Genomic DNA, 19,843 nt, shown 5'->3' on the forward strand with positions numbered 1-19,843 from the left:
GCGCGGCCCCGTGGTCCACTGGTGGGGGAGCGTCACCATGACACGCGAGCGCGGAGCCAGGCGCCCCGGCCGCGTCCTCACCGCCCTGCTGTGCGCGGTGACGGCGGCCGGGCTGTACGGCTGCTCCGACCCGGGCTCGCCGGAACCGGCCCCCACGCCGACACCCGCGCCCACCACGCCGGCGCCCGCCACCACGACACCCGCGCCCACCACCACGGCCCCCGCCCGGACCGGTCTCTCGCCCTTCACCGGGCTCCCGGCCCGGTCCGGACCCGTCCTCGGTGTGAAGATCGACAACGTGGCCGCGGCCCGCCCCCACACCGGACTCGGCGCCGCCGACCTCGTCTACGTCGAACAGGTCGAGGGCGGGACGACCCGGCTGCTCGCCGTGTACTCCTCCCGCCTGCCCGAGCGCGTCGGCCCCGTCCGCAGCGCCCGGGAGTCCGACATCGAGCTGCTCGGCGCCTTCGGCCGGCCCGTCCTCGCCTACTCCGGGGCGCAGTCCGCCCTGAACCCGCTGCTGAGCGCCGCGCCGCTCGACCCCGTCACCGAGTCCACCCGCTCCGGCGCCTTCCTGCGCTCCCCGGACCGGGCCGCCCCGCACAACCTCTACCTGCGGCCTGCGCGCGCCCTCGCGGCCGTCCCTGAGCCCCAGGACGCCCGGGACATCGGCTTCCGCTTCGGCCCCGCCCCGGCGGGCGGCACAGCGGTCGGCTCCGAGACCGTCCGCTACCCGGCGGCCCGCTACACCTTCACCTGGTCCGCCCCCGACCGGACCTGGCGGGTGGCGATGGACGGCCGTACGGCGCGCGCCACCGACACGGGACCCCTCGCCCCGTCGACCGTGGTCGTCCAGCACGTCGCCGTCCGGTCCTCCCGCTTCCACGACGTCACCGGAGCGGTCTCCCCGTACACCGAGACCGTGGGGAGCGGCAGCGCGCTCGTCCTGCGCGACGGGCGCGCGTACGAGGCCCGCTGGTCCCGTACGTCGCCGACGTCGGGCACCACGTTCACGACCCCGGGCGGCGAGCCGCTCGCCTTCGCACCGGGCCAGGTGTGGGTGGTCCTGGCGCCGCGGGCCTGAGCGCGCGGCGGGTCGCCCGGGCCCGTGGTCCTGGCACCGCGGGCCTGAGCGCGCGGCGGGGCGGTCGGGCCGCCTCAGGGGTTCGCCGGGCCAGGACCGGCGGGCGGCCGGCGGCGCGGGCCCGCCGGGGCCGCGCTGTCCGACGCGGCCATGCCGATCGTCGCCACGGCGAGGACCACCGAGCCGAACCAGAGCCAGCCGCTGCTGCCGAGCGCCACCGTGTACGCCGTCGTGAGCACCACCGCGGCGCAGGTGAGCACCGCCATCGTCTTCGTGCCACCGGACATCAGTCCGCCCTCCTCCCGACCGAGGCCGTGGAAGCCGTCCAGCCCATCGTGACCCCCCGAGAGGGGCGCGCGCTACTCCCCGGACGCTCCGGCGTGCGCCGGAAAAGGAAACCGGGCCCGGCGCCGGACCCCGTCAGAGGTCCCGCACCGGGCCCGGAGAGCGACCGCTCACCGCGCGCCGCAGGTCACCGCTTGGCCTGGAGCGAGGCGAGATACGCGTTGTACGCCTCCAGCTCCTTGTCCCCGTCCCGGTCGGCGGCCCGGTCCTGGCGGACGGCCTGCCGCTGCTCGGAGTGGTACCACTGGTAGACCAGCGCGATCAGCACCAGCACCGACGGGATCTCGCTGAACGCCCAGGCGATGCCGCCCGCCGCGTTCTGGTCGGTGAGCGCGTCGATGCCGAGGGAGGCCGGCGGGTTCTCGTACGCCTTCACCATCGGCTCCGAGGCCATCATCAGCGCGATGCCGAAGAAGGCGTGGAACGGCATGCCCGCGAAGAGCTCCAGCATCCGCATCACGTAGCCCGGACGGTGCGGCCCCGGGTCGACGCCCATGATCGGCCAGAAGAAGACCACGCCCACCATCAGGAAGTGGACCATCATCCCGATGTGGCCCGGCTTGGAGCCCATCAGGAAGTCGAAGAGCGGCGTGAAGTACAGCGCGTACAGGCTCGCGATGAACATCGGGATCGTGAAGCCGGGGTGGGTGATCACCTTCATGTACCGGCTGTGCAGCAGCTTCAGGAGCAGCTCGCGCGGCCCCGTCGAGCCCCGGCCCGCCACCGGCAGCGCCCGCAGGGCCAGCGTCACCGGCGCGCCGAGCAGCAGCAGGATCGGCGACAGCATGGAGATCACCATGTGCTGCACCATGTGCACGCTGAACATGACCATGCCGTAGTCGTTGAGCTTGGTGCACATGACGAGCGCGATGGTCAGCACGCCGACCGTGAAGAACACCGTCCGGCTCACCGGCCACGCGTCCCCGCGCCGCCGCAGCCGCGCCACACCCCAGCCGTACAGACCGAGCGCTGCGAGGCAGCCGATCAGGAAGAACAGGTCGGGAGAGAACTCCAGGCCCCGTCCCAGCGTGAACGGCGGCAGATCCGTGGTCATGCCGTGCCCGCTGTGATCCATCGTGAGTACTCCTGGAGCCCGATTCGCGCTTGTTGTCCGCACCAGACTAGAACCGCCCCCGGCCGCGACTGCGACCGGGGGCGGTTCACGCGAACGCGTCCGTACCGACGTGCGTCAGATCACGCACTCGGCCTCGGCGTAGCGGTCGGCCGGGACCGTCTTGAGGCTCTCCACGGCCTGGGCCAGCGGGACCATCGTGATGTCCGTGCCGCGCAGGGCCGTCAGCATGCCGAACTCGCCGCGGTGCGCGGCCTCGACCGCGTGCCAGCCGAAGCGGGTCGCGAGGACGCGGTCGTACGCGGTGGGGGTGCCGCCGCGCTGGACGTGGCCCAGGATCACCGGACGCGCCTCCTTGCCGAGGCGCCGCTCCAGCTCCACGGAGAGCTGGTTGGCGATCCCGGTGAAGCGCTCGTGGCCGTAGATGTCGGTGCCCGCGGTCTTGAAGTCCATGGAGCCCTCACGCGGCTTCGCGCCCTCGGCGACGACCACGATCGCGAACCGCTTGCCGGCCTCGAAGCGCTCGCCGACCCGGGTGGTCAGCTCGTCGATGTCGAAGGGGCGCTCGGGGACGACCACGGCGTGCGCGCCGGCGGCCATGCCGGAGTGCAGCGCTATCCAGCCGGTGTGACGGCCCATGACCTCGACGACGAGGACGCGCTGGTGCGACTCGGCGGTGGTCTTCAGCCGGTCGAGGGCCTCGGTGGCGACGGTCACGGCCGTGTCGAAGCCGAAGGTGACGTCGGTGGAGGCGATGTCGTTGTCGATCGTCTTCGGGACGCCGACGATCGGGAGACCCGCCTCGGAGAGCAGGTTCGCCGCCTTGAGGGTGCCCTCGCCGCCGATCGGGATGATCGCGTCGAGCCCCAGGTCGGCCACATGGCCGCGGGCGCGCTCGACGCCGTCGACCAGGTGCGCGGGCTGGACCCGCGAGGAGCCGAGGATGGTGCCGCCGCGGGCCAGGATGCCGCCCACCGCCTCGAGGTCGAGCTTGCGGTAGTCGCACTCGAGGAGGCCCTTCCACCCGTCGTGGAAGCCGATGACCTCGTCGCCGTGGTCGACGACGGCGCGGTGCACGACGGAACGGATGACAGCGTTCAGACCGGGGCAGTCTCCGCCGGAGGTGAGCACGCCAATGCGCATAGCCCAAAAACCTTTGCAACGTGGGCCGACTCCCGGACCACGTCGTCCGGCTGGATCCCCGCCACCCTATCGCCGCAGGGTGGCGGGGCCGAACCGGATGTCCGCACAGTGGACAACGTACGTTCGTACGAGGGACCAACAGCGGCGCGCGCGTTGCCCCCGGGGCCCGTCCCGGACGGGCCGTACGACCGCTACGCGGGCTGCGTGGCGGCCGCGATGCGCTCGGCGCGCAGCGCCTCGTACCAGCGGTCGTCCGTCGGCGGCAGCGCGTTCACGTCGAGGGCCAGCTTCAGGAGCAGGTCCGCGATCTGCGGGTTGCGGGCCATGACGGGGCCGTGCATGTACGTACCGAAGACGGTGTCGTTGTACGCGCCCTCGGTGCCGTCGCCGGTCCCGTTGCCGTTGCCGAACACCGTCCGCGCGAACGGCCGGGCCGTCGGGCCGAGATGGGTGATGCCCTGGTGGTTCTCGAAGCCGGTCAGCTGGGGCAGGCCGAGGCGCGGGTCGATGTCCCCGAGGACGTCGCCGACGCAGCGGGCGCCCTCGCCGCGGGTCGTCGTGACGTCGAGCAGGCCGAGGCCCGGCTGCCGCTCGCCGACGTCGTTGACGAACTCGTGCCCCAGGATCTGGTAGCCGGCGCAGACCGAGAAGATGATCGCGCCGTTCGAGGCGGCCCGGGACAGTCCGCCGTCGCGGAGCAGCCGCTCGGCCGCGAGCCGCTGGGGACGGTCCTCGCCGCCGCCGATCAGGTAGATGTCGCCCGAGGTCGGCACCGGCTGGTCGCTGCGGACGTCGACGCGCTCGACGTTGAGCCGGCGCTGGAGGGCGCGGCGCTGGACGACGAGGACGTTGCCCTGGTCGCCGTAGGTGCTGAGCAGGTCCGGGTAGACCCAGACCAGGCGCAGGCTGCTGTCACTCATGCTGCAAGTCCTCTACGGGTCAGTTGCCGACGCGGCGGCGGACGTCCTGGAAGGCGGTGTAGTTGGCGATCAGCTCGATCTGTCCGGGCGGGGCCATCGCGACGGCCTCGTCCAGCGTCTCGCAGACGCGGAAGTCCACACCCGCGACCTCCAGGCGGACGGCGAGGTCCAGCCTGCGGTCGCCGATCACCATGATCGGGTGCCCGGCGAGCCGGCCGTAGTCCACGTCCCACAGCCAGGAGGTGTCCGTGCCGTCGGCGCCGCGCGCGTTGACGGAGAGGATCACCGGGGCGGGCGGCCCGTCGATGAGGGAGAACGTCTCGAGCCAGCCGGCCGGGTTCTTCGCGAGCAGCAGGCGCAGCTCGCGGCCCTGGAAGGACACCACGTCGTAGCGTCCGGCGACGGCCTGCACCGCGTACATGCGCTCCAGGGCCACCTGCGGCGGCACTCCGAAGACGGCGGCGACGGCGGCCGAGGTCGCGGCGTTCGCCTTGTTGGCGCGGCCGGGCAGCTGGAGCCGGATCGGCCAGGCCGAACCGTGCGGGTCGAGCACGTGGTCGCCGCTGAGCGCCCAGCTCGGCGCGGGGCGGCGGAAGCCGCACTCGCCGCAGAACCAGTCGTCGCCCGGACGCTGCATCACACCGCCGCAGGCGGGGCACGACCAGGCGTCGTCCTTCCACTCCTGGCCGGCGGCGACCCACACCACGTTCGGCGAGGAGGAGGCGGCCCACACGATGAGCGGGTCGTCGGCGTTCGCGACGACGACGGCCTTCGTGCCGTTGAGGCCCTCGCGCCACTTCTCGGCGAGCATGCGGGTCTCGGCGGCGCGGTCGAGCTGGTCGCGGGAGAGGTTGAGCAGCGCGATCACCTTGGGCGTGGTGTCGCGGGCGACACCGGCCAGGTACTTCTCGTCGACCTCGATGACGCCGTACTTGGAGTCCGAGCCACCGGCCAGCGCCGAGGTGATGCCGGCGGGCATGTTGGCGCCGAGGGCGTTCGAGACGACGGGGCCGGCGGCGCGCAGCGCTTCCGCGATCAGCCGGGTCGTCGTCGTCTTGCCGTTGGTCGCCGACACCAGGACGACGTCCAGATGCTGCGCGAGCCGGCCGAGCAGGTCGGGGTCGAGCTTCAGCGCCACCTTGCCGCCGATCACCGATCCGCTGCCGCGTCCCGCCGCACGCGACACCGCGGCCGCGGCCCTGCCCGCCGTCACGGCCAGCTTGGCGCGCGGCGACAGCGGCTCTGGATTACCGGGGTGTCCTGACATCGTTCTTGTTCCTCCTTGCGTCGGTCCGGGCTCAGCCTATCGAGATCCGGCCAGCAGCCCGAACAGCGGCACCGTGGTGAGACACCCGAAACAGCCAGGTCACGGCGGACCGTACCCTTACGGCCATGCGAAACCGCCCCATCCCCGGCAGTTCCGGCCTGGTCCGAGCGATGACTCTGCTCGGCGACCCCGTGCTGCACACGCCCTGCGCGCCCGTCACCGACTTCGGGCCCGAACTCGCCCGGCTCGTCGAGGACATGTTCGCCACGATGTACGCGGCGAACGGCGTCGGCCTGGCGGCGAACCAGGTGGGCGTGGGCCTGCGGGTGTTCGTGTACGACTGCCCCGACGACGAGGAGACCCGCCACCTGGGACATGTCGTGAACCCGCGCCTGGTGGAGGCGGACGGCGAGGTGTTCCGGGGGCCCGAGGGCTGCCTCTCGCTGCCGGGTCTGGAGGCTCCGACGCCTCGTTACGACCGTGCGGTGGTCGAGGGCGTACGGCTGGACGGGACGCCGGTACGGGTGGAGGGCACCGGGTTCTTCGCCCGCTGCCTCCAGCACGAGGCCGACCACCTGGACGGCGGGGTCTACGCGGACCGCGTCACGGGGTGGCGGAAGTCACGTCTGATCCGCGCGATCCGCAAGCAGCCCTGGGGGAGCGGGGCCGGCGTCCTGGAGGGCTGACGAGGCCCCGTGGGACCGGAGGTCGAGGGGCCGGGTCGGCGCGGAGGCGTCGCGGGGGCCCCGTGGTGTCGCGAGCGTCCCGGGGCCGGAAGGCCTGCGGGCGGCCGGGTCCGGCGCTCCGGCGGATCGAGCGCGCCGGGCCCCGGGCGGTCCCGCGGTCGCCGGGGCCCGGCGGCCCCGGCGGGACGTCAGAACCCCGGTCCGCCGGGAAGGTCCGGTGCCTGCGCGAGGCGGCCCCACAGGAGGTCGGCCAGGCTGCGGACGAGGTCTTCGCGGGAGCAGGGGCGCTCGCCGAGCCACCAGTCGCCGGCCGCGTGCATCATGCCGACGATGCCGTGACCCCAGATCCGGGCCTGGGCCTCGGCGCCCGGGCCGAGGTCGACGCGCTCGGCGATGACCTGACCGAGCTCCTCGCCCATCCGCCGGAGCAGCGGCGCGGAGTGGCGGCCGACGTCGAAGCCCTGCTCGGTCTGGTGCGACTCCTCCGCCGGGTGCATGAGGAAGCGGTAGACCTGCGGCAGCGCCTCGATCGAGGCGAGGTAGGTGTCGAGGGTGGATTCGACGCGGCGGCGGCGGTCGGACGGCGCGTCGAGCGCGGCCCGCAGGGCGGCGAGGAGGGCGTCCGTGTGCCGGATCGCGAGGGCGCGGTAGAGGCCGCCCTTGTCGCCGAAGTGGCGGTAGAGGATCGGCTTCGTGATGCCCGCCTCCGCCGCGATCGCGTTCATGGACGCCTTGGGGCCGTCCCGCAGCACCACCCGGTCCGCCGCCTCCAGCAGTTCGCGTCGCCGCAGTTCGGCGGGCGTCTGCTGGTCGGTGTCCCGGTGTGCGATGTCCATAAGCGTGTCTCCCCGCCCGTGCGATTCGTGAGGCTGTCGCAACGTAACACCCGGTCGGTGTCCGCCGCGGGTCGGGCCGAACCGCTCCCCTGCAGGTTGACAGCCCGTACCCGCCGGTAACAGACTGGTGTTACCGCAAGTAACGTACAGCTGGGAGGGACGATGGGCGAGTTCACGCTCGATCTCAACGATGACCAGAAGCAGGTCCGCGACTGGCTCCACGGCTTCGCCGCCGATGTGATCCGCCCCGCGGCCGCCGAATGGGACGAGCGTGAGGAGACTCCCTGGCCGATCATCCAGGAAGCGGCCAAGATAGGCATCTACTCGCTCGATTTCTATGCCCAGCAGTTCTTCGACCCGACCGGTCTCGGCATCCCCATGGCGATGGAGGAGCTCTTCTGGGGCGACGCCGGCATCGCCCTCTCCATCGTCGGCACGGGCCTGGCCGCCGTCGGCGTCCTCGCCAACGGCACCGAGGAGCAGATCGGCACCTGGGTCCCCCAGATGTACGGCGACGCGAACGACGTCAAGGTCGCCGCGTTCTGCTCGTCCGAGCCCGACGCGGGCTCGGACGTCGCCTCCATGCGTACCCGTGCGGTGTACGACGAGGCCAACGACGAGTGGGTGCTCAACGGCACCAAGACCTGGGCGACCAACGGCGGCATCGCCAACGTCCACGTCGTCGTCGCGGTCGTCGACCCCGGGCTCGGCTCGAAGGGCCACGCCTCCTTCATCGTGCCGCCGAACACCCCCGGTCTCTCCCAGGGCCAGAAGTTCCAGAAGCACGGCATCCGCGCCTCCCACACCGCCGAGGTCGTCCTGGAGGACGTCCGCGTCCCCGGCCACTGCCTGCTCGGCGGCAAGGAGAAGCTCGACGAGCGCCTCGCCCGCGCCCGCGAGAAGGCGAAGGCCGGCGGCGGCGAGCGCGTGAAGAACGCCGCCATGGCCACCTTCGAGGCCTCCCGCCCGGCGGTCGGCGCCATGGCCGTCGGCACGGCCCGCGCCGCGTACGAGGTCGCCCTCGACTACGCCAGGACCCGGGTCCAGTTCGGCCGCCCGATCATCGAGAACCAGGGCGTCGCCTTCCAGCTCGCCGACATGGCCACCCAGATCGACGCGGCCCGCCTGCTCGTCTGGCGTGCCTCCTGGATGGCGACCGCCGGCAAGCCCTTCACGGCGGCCGAGGGCTCGATGTCCAAGCTGTACGCCAGCGAGGTCGCCAAGAAGGTCACGGCCCAGGCCATCCAGATCCTCGGCGGCAACGGCTACACCCGCGAGTACCCGGTGGAGCGCATGCACCGCGACGCGGCCATCTACACGATCTTCGAAGGCACCAGCGAGATCCAGCGCATGGTGATCAGCCGGGCCATCGCGAAGTAGGCGGGAGCGCGGCCGGAGCTCCGGGCGGACGCGCACCGAGGAGGGCCGGGGAAGAGGCCCGCACCGTGCGGGTGCGGGCCTCTCCGCCGTACCCGGGGGAACGCCCCCGAACCGCCGGCGGCCGCTCGTACAGTGGGGCCATCCATCCGCCCCCGCCGGCCGATGCGGCACCCGGGCCCGCCCCGAGGCGACGTACCGGGGCGGGACACCTTCCGGAGAGCCCCGTGGACGACCTGATCGCCTTCCTCACGGCCCGGTACGACGAGGAAGTCGCGACCGCGGCCCGGCCCGGCGGGAGCGTCGAGAGCCTGCGTCCGTGGGAGATCGCCGGCGATCCGCACCTCCGGATCGCCAGGGCACGGGTGGTGACCGAGGTCATGTCGAAGCGGCAGCTGCTCGAAGCCTCCGCCGTCGCCTGCCCGCCCGCGTGCGGTCGCGGCGGCGAGCACGCGTTCAGCGGGGCGTGCGCCCTCCGCTGGATGGGGCCGGTCACGGAAGCCGACGGCGGGCGCTGGGTCCACGACGACACCGGCGCCCGGTTCACGGCTCCGCCCGTGACACCGGAGTGGACGATCCGGGTCCTGGCCCTGCCGTACGCGGGCCACCCCGACTACCGCACCGAGTGGCGGCCCTAGGAGTGCCTTGCCGATCAGGCCCCGCGAGCCCGGCAGGACGACCCTGGCGGGTGTCCGGCTAGGCCGCGAGGCCCTGGTCGATCTGCGTCGCCTCGGCCCACGCCGCCACGAGCACCTGGTAGATCCGCTGCTCGTCGGCCGTCAGCGAGCGCTTCTGCTCGCCGGCGCGCACCCACAACGTACGGATGGCGTCGTTCAGGGCTTCGGGGCCAGGGGTCTCTCTGTGGTGATCGGACATGTGTACAAGGCTAGGGCCCCCGTCGGGCGAACCGGGCACGGTTCGGGCGTGCGTTGCGCCACGCTTCCCACCCGGAAGACCGCGGGACCGGCCCCCTGGCGCGCCTCCGCCGCCCGTCCCGCCAAGCGGGGCGGGCGGGCGGTCAGACGAGGCAGAACTCGTTGCCCTCGGGGTCCTGGAGGACCACCGCGTAGTACTCCATGCCGTTGGGCTCGTCCATCGTGTACAGGATCGTCGCGCCGAGGGACGTGAGCCGTGCCACCTCGCCGTCCACCCGCTCGCGGCGCAGGGCGAGCGGTACCCCGCGGCCGCCGCCGACCTTCAGGTCGAGGTGGACGCGGTTCTTGGCCGTTTTCGGCTCGGGGACGCGCTGGAACCAGACCCGGGGGCCCACGCCCTTCGGGTCCACGATGGACTCCGGGAGCTCCCCGGCGTCCTCGCCCAGCTCGTCCTCGGGGACGCCGATCGCCTCCCAGTAGTCCCGCCAGGTGGCGTGGCCCTCGGGCGGCGGATCGGGGACGTAGCGCAGGGCCTCCAGCCAGAACGGCACCAGCCGTTGGGGATCGGCGCAGTCGATGGTCAGCTGCAGGGTCATCTCGGGTCGCTCCATGCGGCGAGCCTCTCAGACGGCACTGACAGTGGCCCGGAGCGAGCACTCCCTCAGGCGCCGGATCGAGCCAACAGGCCAGATCCGGTCCGCTGTTCGGGCATCCCTACCCGCGAGTCACCTACTGCGGGACAATCACCCGTCAGGCGACATCGAGGGGGAACCGTTCATGGCCGTCACCACCGGTACCGAAGCGCCGCAACTCGAGGGACGAGCGCTGCTCGGCTCCATGCTCGACCTCAAGAACGACTCCCTGGGCACCTTCCTCCGCGCCCGCCGCGACCACGGCGACGTCGTACGGATCACCGCGGGCCCGCCCGGAATCCGCGCCACCGTCTACGGCGTCTTCTCCGCCGAGGGCGCCCAGCAGGTCCTCGCCGGGGAATCGGCCAACTTCCGCAAGGACAACGCCTTCTACCAGGAGGTCCGCGAGTCCTTCGGCAACGGGCTCCTCACCAGCCAGGATGAGGACTACCTCCGCCAGCGCCGGCTCGTCCAGCCCCTCTTCACCCGCCGCCGGGTCGACGGCTACGCCGCCGCGATCGCGGCCGAGGTCACCACCCTCACCGAGGAATGGCGGGAGGTCGGCGCCGGCTCCGTCGACGTCCTCCAGGACATGGCCCGCCTGGCCCTGCGCGCCGTCGCCCGCATCCTCTTCGGCACCGACGTGGACACGGCCGTGGAGATCGTCGAGAACAGCTTCCCCGACGTCGGCGCCTACGTCCTGCGCCGCGGCTACTCCCCGCTCAACGTCCCCCGCGACTGGCCCACCCCCGGCAACCGCCGCGCCGCCACCGTCCACCGGGCGCTGTACGAGGTCTGCGACCGGATCATCGCCGAGCGCCGCGCGTCGGGCCGGGCCCCCGGCGACGGCCAGGACCTGCTGACCCTGCTCGTCGAGGCCGAGAGCGCCGAGGACGGCAGCTTCGACGCGACGGAGCTGCGCGAGCAGGTCCTCGTCTTCCTGCTCGCCGGCCACGAGACCACCGCCACCTCCCTCGGATTCGCCCTCCACCTCCTCGCCCTGCACCCGGAGGAGCGGAAGCGGGCCCACGAGGAGGTCGACCGGGTCCTCGCCGGCCGCACCCCCGGCGCCGCGGACCTCGACGCCCTGCCGTACGTCACCCGGGTCCTCAAGGAGGCCATGCGGCTCTTCCCGGCCGCCCCGGTCATCGGGCGCCGCGCCGTCGCCGCCACCTCGATCGGCGGCGTCGCCATCCCGGCCGGCGCGGACGTCATCGTCGCCCCCTGGGTCACCCACCGGCACCCGGACTACTGGGAGGACGCGGAGCGCTTCGACCCCGACCGTTTCACGCCCGAGGCGGAGGCCGCCCGGCCCCGCTACGCCTGGTTCCCCTTCGGCGGCGGCCCGCGCGCGTGCATCGGCCAGCACTTCTCGATGCTGGAGTCGGTGGTCGCGCTGGCGATGATCCTGCAGCGGTACGACCTCGAGGCCGTCGACACCGTGGTGCCCGTGGCGCCCGCGATCACCCTGCAGGCGGCGGGCCCGGCCCGCTGCCGCCTCACGCCCCGGACGGCGTAGGCGGCTGTCCGTACGACCGGGGCCGGGACGCGGAGGCGCGTACCCGGCCCGGTTCAGTCCGTCCGCCGCCCGCCGAGGTGGAGTGCGCGCAGAGCCGCTTCGAGGGCGAAGCGGTGGTCGGGGTCGAGGAGGCGGTCGCCGAAGTGGCTGTCCAGGTTCCGCAGCCGGTAGCGGACCGTCTGGGCGTGTACGCCGAGGAGTTCGCCGACCTGTTCGGCGGGGGCCCGGGTGGAGATGTGGACCCGGAGGGTCTCGATCAGCCGGTCGCGCCGGGTGCCGGAGAGCTCGTCGAGCGGCGCGAGTTCGCGCTGGGCGAGCTGGGCCACCAGGGCCGGGTCGGACAGCAGCCACAACGTTGTCAGGTGGTCCTCGCAGTGCACGAGGGGAGCGTCGGCGACCACGCCGTCGTCGATGAGCTGCAGGACGCGCCGGGCCCACCGGATGGAGTGGGCGGCCTGGGCGGGCGGCACGGTCAGGCCGACGACGGCGGAGGTGCCGGCCAGGGCGGAGCCGAGCATCGCGAGGCGGTCGGCGGTCAGCGGCCCGGGGATGAGCAGGTACGGCTGGGGAAGGCTGAGGTCGGCGAGGACGTCCCGGTCGAGCCCCGCCTGGACGAGTTCGGCGAGCGGCGGGCGCAGGGCGACCAGCGTGCACTCGGCGGGGAGCTGCCAGGAGGCGTCCCGGCACAGCTCGGCGATGGTCGCCCGGGGCAGCGGGGGGCCGGCGACGACCAGGTGGAGTAACTGTCTTCGCAGCGCGGCCACATCGGACACCGCCCGGCTCTGGACCATGACGTAGCCCTCGCGGGAGAGGGCCTCCAGCTCGTCGACGTAGGCGAAGAGGGCGTCCGCGAAGGCGAGGATCAGCGTGGGGGAGAGGTTGTACGTACGCCCGATGATCTTGGCCCGGCGCAGCGCGACGCGTGCGCCCAGGCGGTAGGCGCCCAGCAGCGTGTCGAGGTCGCGCCCCTCGTAGGCCTCCACGCGGCCGAACTTGCGGAGCAGTTCGTCCCTGAGGGCCGAGTTCGTCCCGGGGTCGGCGACCCGCTCCACGAAGGCGGCGAGCGCCTGCTCGACGCCCTGGCGGATCGCGTCCGAGTGCGGCCCGTTGAAGAGATGGGCGTACACGGGGTAGGTCCGCTGGACCTCCATGCCGATCTCCTTGATGAGGCCGGGTATCTCCGGCCTCATCAGGGCGGCGAACTCCCTGGGGAGCGGTTCGAGCGGTTCACCGATGTCCGGCGACTGGGTGATTGCGGGCATGAACCGATCCCTTGCTCTCCTACGCGACCGGTGGGGGAGCGACGGTGCGGAGCCCAGCCTGGCGTGGTGGGCGCCGCCTTGGTCGTCAGGTGCGTACCAACGTGATCTGCTGAAGCTAGGTCACCTGCTGTGTGCTGTACACACGTTGCGCAAGAGTTGGCGTGCCTGAGGGGTACGCGCTTACCTAGTAGGCCGGGAATCGACCCTGAGTGGCTGTTACCGGACGGCCGAGTGCCAGTTCCGGGAGAGTGCCTTGCCGGCGTCGGGGGCCGCGAGACCGGGGGCGAAGAGGCCCGTGAGGTGGGTCTGGGTGTTGTTGAGGGTGAGGCTGTTCTTGCCGGCGGCGGAGGGCAGCCCCGTCTTGAGGTTGACGGCGGCGTCGATCAGACCGAACCAGCCGAGGCCGCAGCCGCTGGCGCCGGGGACGGCGAAGGTCTTGTCGCTCTGGGTGGAGCCGAGGATGTTGAGGCGGCTCATGTCGCCCTCCTCGTTCGGGGAGCCGTCGCCGTTGAAGCGCTCGACGCCGAAGTCGGGCGAGGTGAGGTTGCTCGGCCGCAGGATGATCGGGTTGGCCTTGGTCCCGATGTAGCAGTTGCCGCCCAGGAACGGGTTCTCCAGGCGGATGCGGACCGGGATGGACACGATCGGCTTGTCGGTGAGGACGCCCGCGATCTGGTCGAAGTCGGAGGGGGTGCCGACCGATTCCATGGTGGCGGTGATCTTGTTGAGCTTGGCGTCGGTGAGCTGCCGGCAGATGTCGCTGATGAACGGGATGTCACTGGGACACATCAGACCCAGGAGGCCGCCGGGGACGGTGGCAGGGGCGGCGATGAGCGCGCCGCCGGCCGGGGCGGCGACGGTGCTGGTGCCGTCCGCGTTCTGGACGACGCCGATCTGGAGGTTGGTGCTGCCGGTGGTCACGGTGGTGTTGCCCAGCTTGATGGAGCCGCTCGTGGAGTAGGAGACGACGCACTGGGGCGAGGTGTCGAGACCGTCCGAGGCGAGCATGGCTCCGGCGTCGACGGGGCAGCGGGTGGACGGGCCCCAACTGCCGTTCAGCTGCGGGTCGGCGGCCGTCGCCGACCCGATGGAGGCGAAGGCGCCGAGCGCCGTCAGGGCGGAGAGGGTGGCGAGGCGCGTGCGGGAGGAGACGAGGGGCATGACGATGCCTTCCGTTGAGGGGGTGCGGGGTGCGGGGTGCGGCGGTGCGATTGCGGGGCGAGCGGTGGAGCGAGGGTGCGAGGGTGCTCCGGCTCAGCGCTCGGGCTTGGGGACCACGTACGGCTGGCGGTCCGCGGTGCACTGGCCCTCGGTGGGCACCTCCACGCCCACCGCGCAGGTCTGGCCCTGGATCTGCCGGATGTGGTTGCCGGGGCCCGAGATGGAGGCGGTGAGGAGGCGGTCGAGGTTCTCGCCGCCGGTGCCGCAGCCCTTGAACGCGGGCACCGTCACCTCGCCGGTGAGCGGGCCGCCACTGGTGAGGACGTAGCCGGTGGCGTCGGTGCCGTTGAGGAGCTGGCCCTTGCCGAGCAGCACCAGGTGGTCACCGGGGTACTTGGAGGGCTGGGGCTCGGGGGACCTGAGCGGGGTGACCGTACGGCAGTCGGGGCCGACGTCCAGCCGGGTGCCGTTGACCTCGACGTCGAGGACGCGCAGGACGAGCGGGACCCGGATGTAGGTCTCCGCGATGTTGTCGGGGAAGACGAGGAGGACGTCCGACTCGACGACCAGGGGTCCCGCCTGCTCCAGCACCAGGGTCGCCGTGGTGGGCGCGAAGCCGAAGGTCAGGAAGGTGGACGTGAAGGGCGGGGTCTGCTTGCGCCCCTGGTACCGGAGGGAGCCCTCCGACTTCTGGAGCAGGTGCAGGGTGCCGTCCGGGCGGAAGTCGATCACCGGCTCGCCCTGTTCGAGCTGCACGCAGGACACCGGGATGAGCGAGGCCCCGTCGAGCTTGCGCACGTTGGAGTAGCCGGTGATGTACGCGGAGAGCGAGGTGGAGGTCGGCTTCTCGGTGACGCAGGGCGGTGCCTTCGGGCGTCCGGCGGTGCCGGGCGCGTTGTCGGTGGCCACCCTCGGGCCCTTGCCGGGGTTCGTGACGGACGCCGGGCCGGTCGGTGCTCCGGTCGTTCCTCCCGTGGTCTCCCGGACGGCCGGGGCCGACGGCCGCCCGGAGGGGGTGGCCGAGGACGAGGGGGAGGAGGGCGGGGACGACGAGGGAGCGGCAGGGGAGGTGGACGGCGTCCCGGGGGCTGTGGTCGCGGCGGAGCCCGGCGTGACGGGGATCGCGGCGAGCGCCGTCCGGCCCTCCGCGTCCGGCCCGGGGACGCAGCTGACGGAGAGGGACGCCGGACCGGTGGGCGTACCGTCGGCCTTGCTCGGGGCGAGGCCGACGGCGAGGCTCCCGGCGGTGAGGGTCAGGTCGCCGGCGGTGTCCGTCGTGAGGGCGGGGACGTCGCCGGTGCCGGTGAGCGTGAGCGGGCCTTCGGCGGGGACGGCGGCGGGCTGGGCCGTGCCGAGCCATGTGATGTCCGTGCGCGCGCCGTTCTGGCCCACGCCGACCGCGAGCGTCGTCTCCGCCCGTACCGTGGCGGCCCCGAGGGCGGTGAGTTCGGCCGCGACCGCGGCCGGGAGTTCCAGTGTCGTGCTGACGTCGGCGGGCTCGATCGTCTCGCCGACGGTCGCCCGGTCGGGGACGGTCGCCCTGATCCGGACCGTCGCGCTCTGCGGGCCCGAGGGCAGGGTGCAGAGGTAGGGGAGCCGGGTGTCGACCTCGTGCGAGCCCAGGGCCACGGCGGCCGCGGGGAGAAGGGGGGCGAGTGCCACGAGTGCGGCGATCGCCGCGCCACGCGTCTGGGCGCGGGAGGGCCGCAGGGCGGCTCGCTGGCCTCTCATCTGGTGCTCCGCTCGGATCGTGCGCGCGAGCGTCGGGTGCGCGGGCGCGAGGGGCAAGGCCGTCGGGGTCGCGGACGGCCCGCGTCCGCCCGGCCGGGGTCACCGGCCGGGCGGACGCGGGCTCTCACGTCCTACGGGTTGGAGCCGACGATCGTCGGGATGGTGGTCGTGTTGGCCACCTTGACCAGGTAGTCACCCTTGAAGAGCGGCTTGGCGCCGACCGGGACGGCGGAGCCGCAGTTGGTCGAGGAGACGACGGTGAGCTCGCCGGTGACGCTGTTGACGGCCAGCTTGCCCGTCGAGTTGGTGTACGTGCCGGAGGCCTTGCCCGTCACGCGGAAGACGCAGGCGCCCACCGTCACCTTGGCGTCGACGTTGCCGACGTAGCCCTTGGTGACCCCGGTCGCGGCGGTGTAGTCCTGTGCCACGAGGGTCCACGGGGTGGTCGCGACGGTGGTCACGTTGCCCAGGACGCTGGTGCAGGGCGCGCCGGTGGCGCCGAAGGCGATGGCGCTGATGGAGGCGACGGTCGCCGGGTTGCCGGTGGCGCTCGCCATGCTGCCCGAGGCCTTCGAGTTCGTACACGTCATGGCGATGCCGTTGACGCTCAGGACGACGTTGCCGCTGTTGGTCGCCGTGAAGCTGGCGGGCGACGGGTTGACGGTCCAGACCGTCGACGGCACGGCCGAGGCGGGGCCGGCGGCGAGGGCGAACGCGGCGGTGGCCGCCCCGGCGACGACGGCGAAGTTTCTGATCTGCTTCTTCATGGGTCCCGGACTCTCCTTGTGGATTGACCAGCTGAGGGTGCGACCGCGGTGGGGGGAGCGGCCGGCGGCCCGGTATTTCTCGGCCGCGAAACCTGACGTTACTTGCGAGAAACTTAGCTGAACAATGCCGCTGTCCATGATTCTTTGAAGAAGGCTAATTGCCTGTCAAGCGGGTGAGCGGTGGCCGGAATCGGCTTGGTTCCGCGGTGCGCAATGTCGACAATAATGATCGATCAGGGATGGCTGGATTCAGCATTGCTCTCCCAGGTGACAAGCGGTGAAAAGGAACTGTCTCCCAGCTGATAAACGCCCGGCCGCCTCCCTCCCTTCGCCGAAAACTCCGGATCCGGTATTGCCCGGGGAGGTTACTCGGCCGTAACGTTCCCGTGGCGACGCCAGGAGTCGCAGGTCGGCCCATCCGTGTGTCTCCGAGCAGACAAAGTCGAACCCGGTCTTTGTCTCCGTGGTGACAAATACAGGAGCGGATCAAGGATTTTGCGCCACGCCTCTTGTCCAAGTGATCCGCACCGACTTAACGTGCGCCCGCGGCGCACCCCCGACGCACGCTTGCTGGAGGTGGGATGGGAATCGAAGTAGTCGTTGAGGGTCTGACCATGTCCTTCGGCAAGCAGAATATCTGGCAGGACGTGACCCTGACCTTGCCGGCCGGAGAGGTGAGCGTGATGCTCGGCCCTTCCGGCACCGGGAAGACGGTCTTCCTGAAATCGCTCATCGGGCTGCTCAAGCCCCAGAAGGGCCGCGTCCTCATCAATGGCGTCGACATGGTGAGCAGTCCTGAACGAGACATCTACGAGACCCGGAAACTCTTCGGCCTCATGTTCCAGGACGGCGCCCTCTTCGGCTCCATGACCCTCTTCGACAACATCGCCTTCCCACTGCGCGAGCACACCCGCAAGCGCGAGTCCGAGATCCGGCGCATCGTGATGGAGCGCATCGACCTCGTCGGCCTGCTGGGCGCGGAGGGCAAGCTGCCGGGCGAGATCAGCGGCGGCATGCGCAAACGGGCCGGCCTGGCCCGCGCCCTGGTCCTCGACCCGCAGATCGTCCTCTGCGACGAACCGGACTCCGGGCTCGACCCCGTCCGCACCGCCTATCTGTCGCAGCTGCTCATCGACCTCAACGCGCGCATCGACGCGACGATGCTGATCGTCACCCACAACCTGGACATCGCCGCCACGGTCCCCGACAACATGGGGATGTTCTTCCGGCGCAACCTCGTCACCTTCGGCCCGCGCGAGGTCCTCCTCACCAGCGACGAACCGGTCGTCACCCAGTTCCTCGCCGGCCGCCGCGAAGGCCCCATCGGCATGTCGGAGGAGAAGGACGCCGCCCTGCTCGCCGCCGAGCTGGACAACCCCGCAGGCCGCCCGGCCCTGCCCCGGGCCATCGTCCCGCAGCTGGAACCCTCGCCCGGCCTCCCGCCGCGCGCGGCCGTCGCACGCCGCCGCGAACGCGTCCTCGGCATGCTCGACCGGCTGCCGCACGCCGCCCAGGCCGCCATCCGCGACACCTACGCCAGGGACGCGGCGTACACCCTGCCCCAGCGGACGCGGATCACCGGGAGCGGCTCGTGATCACCGGCGCGCTGCGGCAGACCGGGCGGCTCTTCGCCCTCGCCGCCGAGGTCACCCGGGCCGTCTTCCGACGCCCCTTCCAGTTCCGGGAGTTCGTCGAGCAGTTCTGGTTCGTCGCCAGCGTCACCATCCTGCCGGCCGCGCTCGTCTCCATCCCGTTCGGCGCCGTGATCGCCCTCCAGGTCGGCTCGCTCACCCAGCAGCTGGGGGCCCAGTCGTTCACCGGCGGAGCCAGCGTGCTCGCCGTCATCCAGCAGGCCAGCCCCCTCATCGTCGCCCTCCTGATCGCCGGCGCCGGCGGCTCCGCCATCTGCGCCGACCTCGGCTCGCGCAAGATCCGCGAGGAGCTCGACGCGATGGAGGTCATGGGCGTCTCGCCCGTGCAGCGGCTGGTCGTCCCCCGGGTCCTCGCCACCATGGCCGTCGCCGTCCTGCTCAACGGGATGGTCTCCGTCGTCGGCACCCTCGGCGGCTACTTCTTCAACATCATCCTCCAGGGCGGCACCCCCGGCGCCTATCTCTCCAGCTTCTCGGCCCTCGCCCAGCTGCCCGACCTCTACATCAGCGAACTCAAGGCCCTGATCTTCGGGTTCATCGCCGGCATCGTCGCCGCCTACCGGGGACTCAACCCCCGCGGCGGCCCCAAGGGGGTCGGCGACGCGGTGAACCAGTCCGTCGTCATCACCTTCATGCTGCTGTTCTTCGTGAACATGGTGCTGACGGGCATCTACCTGCAGATCGTCCCGCCGAAGGGAGGCTGACCGATGGCCTCCCCGTTCGTCTGGCTCGACCGCTCCGGAGACCAGCTCCTCTTCTACGTCAAGGCCCTGCTCTGGGTCCCGCGGACGCTGCGCCGCTACCTCAAGGAGGTGCAGCGACTGCTCGCCGAGGTCGCCTTCGGCTCCGGCGGCCTCGGCGTCATCGGCGGCACCATCGGCGTCATGATCGCGATGACGCTCTTCACCGGAACCGTCGTCGGCCTCCAGGGCTACGCCGCCCTGGAGCAGATCGGCACCGCCGCGTTCACCGGCTTCGTCTCCGCCTACTTCAACACCCGCGAGATCGCCCCGCTCGTCGCCGGACTCGCCCTCTCCGCGACCGTCGGCGCCGGATTCACCGCCCAGCTCGGCGCCATGCGCATCAACGAGGAGGTCGACGCCCTCGAAGGCATGGGCATCCGCTCCATGCCGTACCTCGTCACCACCCGCATCATCGCCGGCGTCGTCGCCATCGTCCCGCTCTACGCGATCGGCCTGCTCTCCTCCTATCTCGCCTCGCGCTATGTGACGGTCCTCTTCAACGGCCAGTCCCAGGGCACGTACGACCACTACTTCAACCTCTTCCTGTCACCGACGGACGTCCTGCTGTCGGTGCTGAAAGTGCTGATCTTCAGCGTCATGGTGATCGTCGCCCACTGCTACTACGGCTTCCGCGCCTCCGGCGGCCCCGCCGGCGTCGGCATCGCGGTCGGCCGCTCCGTACGCAACGCCATCGTCCTGATCAGCGTCACCGACTTCTTCCTGTCGCTGGCCCTCTGGGGCGCGACCACGACCGTGAAGGTGGCGGGGTGA

General features: G+C 72.0%; 20 protein-coding genes. 8 read left to right on the plus strand and 12 right to left on the minus strand.

All coding sequences use genetic code 11. The features are described 5' to 3' along the window. Nucleotides 1–37 precede the first annotated feature (37 nt). Nucleotides 38–1,084 carry a DUF3048 domain-containing protein gene (locus AMK27_RS00750; RefSeq protein WP_073902082.1) on the plus strand — a complete coding sequence of 349 codons (1,047 nt, stop codon included), beginning with the start codon at nt 38–40 and terminating at the stop codon, nt 1,082–1,084. A gap of 74 nt (nt 1,085–1,158) precedes the next feature. Here the strand turns inward: AMK27_RS00750 and AMK27_RS00755 are convergent, their stop codons facing one another. The 5 genes from AMK27_RS00755 to AMK27_RS00775 form a co-directional block, all read right to left on the minus strand. Next, the gene (locus AMK27_RS00755; protein ID WP_073902083.1) at nt 1,159–1,371 is read right to left on the minus strand and encodes a hypothetical protein; all 213 of its coding nucleotides are present in this window, start codon (nt 1,369–1,371) and stop codon (nt 1,159–1,161) included. Nucleotides 1,372–1,556: 185 nt separating this feature from the next. Beyond that, nucleotides 1,557–2,504, minus strand: a complete 948-nt coding sequence (locus tag AMK27_RS00760; protein ID WP_073902084.1) for a cytochrome c oxidase assembly protein — start codon at nt 2,502–2,504, stop codon at nt 1,557–1,559. Nucleotides 2,505–2,618: 114 nt separating this feature from the next. Beyond that, nucleotides 2,619–3,644 carry a 6-phosphofructokinase gene (locus AMK27_RS00765; protein ID WP_073902085.1) on the minus strand — a complete coding sequence of 342 codons (1,026 nt, stop codon included), beginning with the start codon at nt 3,642–3,644 and terminating at the stop codon, nt 2,619–2,621. Nucleotides 3,645–3,835: 191 nt separating this feature from the next. After that, complete coding sequence (locus tag AMK27_RS00770; protein WP_073902086.1) at nt 3,836–4,564, minus strand: type 1 glutamine amidotransferase; 729 nt, start codon at nt 4,562–4,564, stop codon at nt 3,836–3,838. A gap of 19 nt (nt 4,565–4,583) precedes the next feature. Further along, a complete protein-coding gene (locus tag AMK27_RS00775) occupies nt 4,584–5,831 on the minus strand; it encodes a Mur ligase family protein (RefSeq protein ID WP_073902087.1) in 1,248 nt (415 codons plus the stop codon). A gap of 125 nt (nt 5,832–5,956) precedes the next feature. On the opposite strand from AMK27_RS00775, the gene def reads away from it, so the two are divergent. Continuing rightward, entirely contained in the window at nt 5,957–6,517 is a 561-nt protein-coding gene (def, locus tag AMK27_RS00780; RefSeq protein ID WP_073902088.1) for a peptide deformylase, read from the plus strand. Between the two features lie 188 nt (nt 6,518–6,705). On the opposite strand, the gene AMK27_RS00785 is transcribed toward def, so the two are convergent. After that, a complete protein-coding gene (locus tag AMK27_RS00785) occupies nt 6,706–7,353 on the minus strand; it encodes a TetR family transcriptional regulator (protein ID WP_073902089.1) in 648 nt (215 codons plus the stop codon). Between the two features lie 162 nt (nt 7,354–7,515). On the opposite strand from AMK27_RS00785, the gene AMK27_RS00790 reads away from it, so the two are divergent. Continuing rightward, nucleotides 7,516–8,733, plus strand: coding sequence for an acyl-CoA dehydrogenase family protein (locus tag AMK27_RS00790; protein ID WP_073902090.1), 1,218 nt, complete (start codon nt 7,516–7,518; stop codon nt 8,731–8,733). Between the two features lie 224 nt (nt 8,734–8,957). After that, complete coding sequence (locus AMK27_RS00795; RefSeq protein ID WP_073902091.1) at nt 8,958–9,368, plus strand: DUF6221 family protein; 411 nt, start codon at nt 8,958–8,960, stop codon at nt 9,366–9,368. A gap of 58 nt (nt 9,369–9,426) precedes the next feature. On the opposite strand, the gene AMK27_RS42265 is transcribed toward AMK27_RS00795, so the two are convergent. Further along, nucleotides 9,427–9,606, minus strand: a complete 180-nt coding sequence (locus AMK27_RS42265; protein WP_143204800.1) for a hypothetical protein — start codon at nt 9,604–9,606, stop codon at nt 9,427–9,429. Between the two features lie 142 nt (nt 9,607–9,748). Further along, nucleotides 9,749–10,216: a VOC family protein gene (locus AMK27_RS00800; RefSeq protein ID WP_073902092.1), complete on the minus strand. Its 468-nt coding sequence runs from the start codon at nt 10,214–10,216 to the stop codon at nt 9,749–9,751. Nucleotides 10,217–10,382: 166 nt separating this feature from the next. On the opposite strand from AMK27_RS00800, the gene AMK27_RS00805 reads away from it, so the two are divergent. After that, nucleotides 10,383–11,756 (plus strand): cytochrome P450, encoded by a 1,374-nt coding sequence (locus AMK27_RS00805; RefSeq protein ID WP_073902093.1) that lies wholly within the window; start codon nt 10,383–10,385, stop codon nt 11,754–11,756. 53 nt (nt 11,757–11,809) lie between these two features. On the opposite strand, the gene AMK27_RS00810 is transcribed toward AMK27_RS00805, so the two are convergent. The 4 genes from AMK27_RS00810 to AMK27_RS00825 all read right to left on the minus strand — a co-directional run bounded on the left by AMK27_RS00810 (nt 11,810) and on the right by AMK27_RS00825 (nt 16,677). Continuing rightward, nucleotides 11,810–13,018, minus strand: a complete 1,209-nt coding sequence (locus tag AMK27_RS00810) for a helix-turn-helix domain-containing protein (protein ID WP_073902094.1) — start codon at nt 13,016–13,018, stop codon at nt 11,810–11,812. Between the two features lie 216 nt (nt 13,019–13,234). Then, nucleotides 13,235–14,179 (minus strand): hypothetical protein, encoded by a 945-nt coding sequence (locus tag AMK27_RS00815; protein ID WP_073902095.1) that lies wholly within the window; start codon nt 14,177–14,179, stop codon nt 13,235–13,237. Nucleotides 14,180–14,272: 93 nt separating this feature from the next. Beyond that, entirely contained in the window at nt 14,273–15,910 is a 1,638-nt protein-coding gene (locus tag AMK27_RS00820) for a DUF6801 domain-containing protein (RefSeq protein WP_073902096.1), read from the minus strand. Nucleotides 15,911–16,041: 131 nt separating this feature from the next. Beyond that, nucleotides 16,042–16,677, minus strand: a complete 636-nt coding sequence (locus AMK27_RS00825; protein WP_073902097.1) for a hypothetical protein — start codon at nt 16,675–16,677, stop codon at nt 16,042–16,044. A 581-nt stretch (nt 16,678–17,258) separates the two neighbouring features. Here AMK27_RS00825 and AMK27_RS00830 point away from each other — a divergent pair. Genes AMK27_RS00830 through AMK27_RS00840 form a run of 3 tightly spaced genes read left to right on the plus strand, consistent with a single transcriptional unit; the run spans nt 17,259 to nt 19,843 of the window. Beyond that, nucleotides 17,259–18,272: an ABC transporter ATP-binding protein gene (locus tag AMK27_RS00830; protein ID WP_073902098.1), complete on the plus strand. Its 1,014-nt coding sequence runs from the start codon at nt 17,259–17,261 to the stop codon at nt 18,270–18,272. Continuing rightward, nucleotides 18,269–19,033 carry an MlaE family ABC transporter permease gene (locus AMK27_RS00835; protein ID WP_030316734.1) on the plus strand — a complete coding sequence of 255 codons (765 nt, stop codon included), beginning with the start codon at nt 18,269–18,271 and terminating at the stop codon, nt 19,031–19,033. Before AMK27_RS00830 ends, AMK27_RS00835 begins: the two co-directional genes overlap by 4 nt. Nucleotides 19,034–19,036: 3 nt before the next feature. After that, complete coding sequence (locus AMK27_RS00840) at nt 19,037–19,843, plus strand: MlaE family ABC transporter permease (RefSeq protein ID WP_073902099.1); 807 nt, start codon at nt 19,037–19,039, stop codon at nt 19,841–19,843.

The sequence above is a fragment of the Streptomyces sp. CB02009 genome, from assembly GCF_001905825.1.
Lineage (GTDB): Bacteria > Actinomycetota > Actinomycetes > Streptomycetales > Streptomycetaceae > Streptomyces.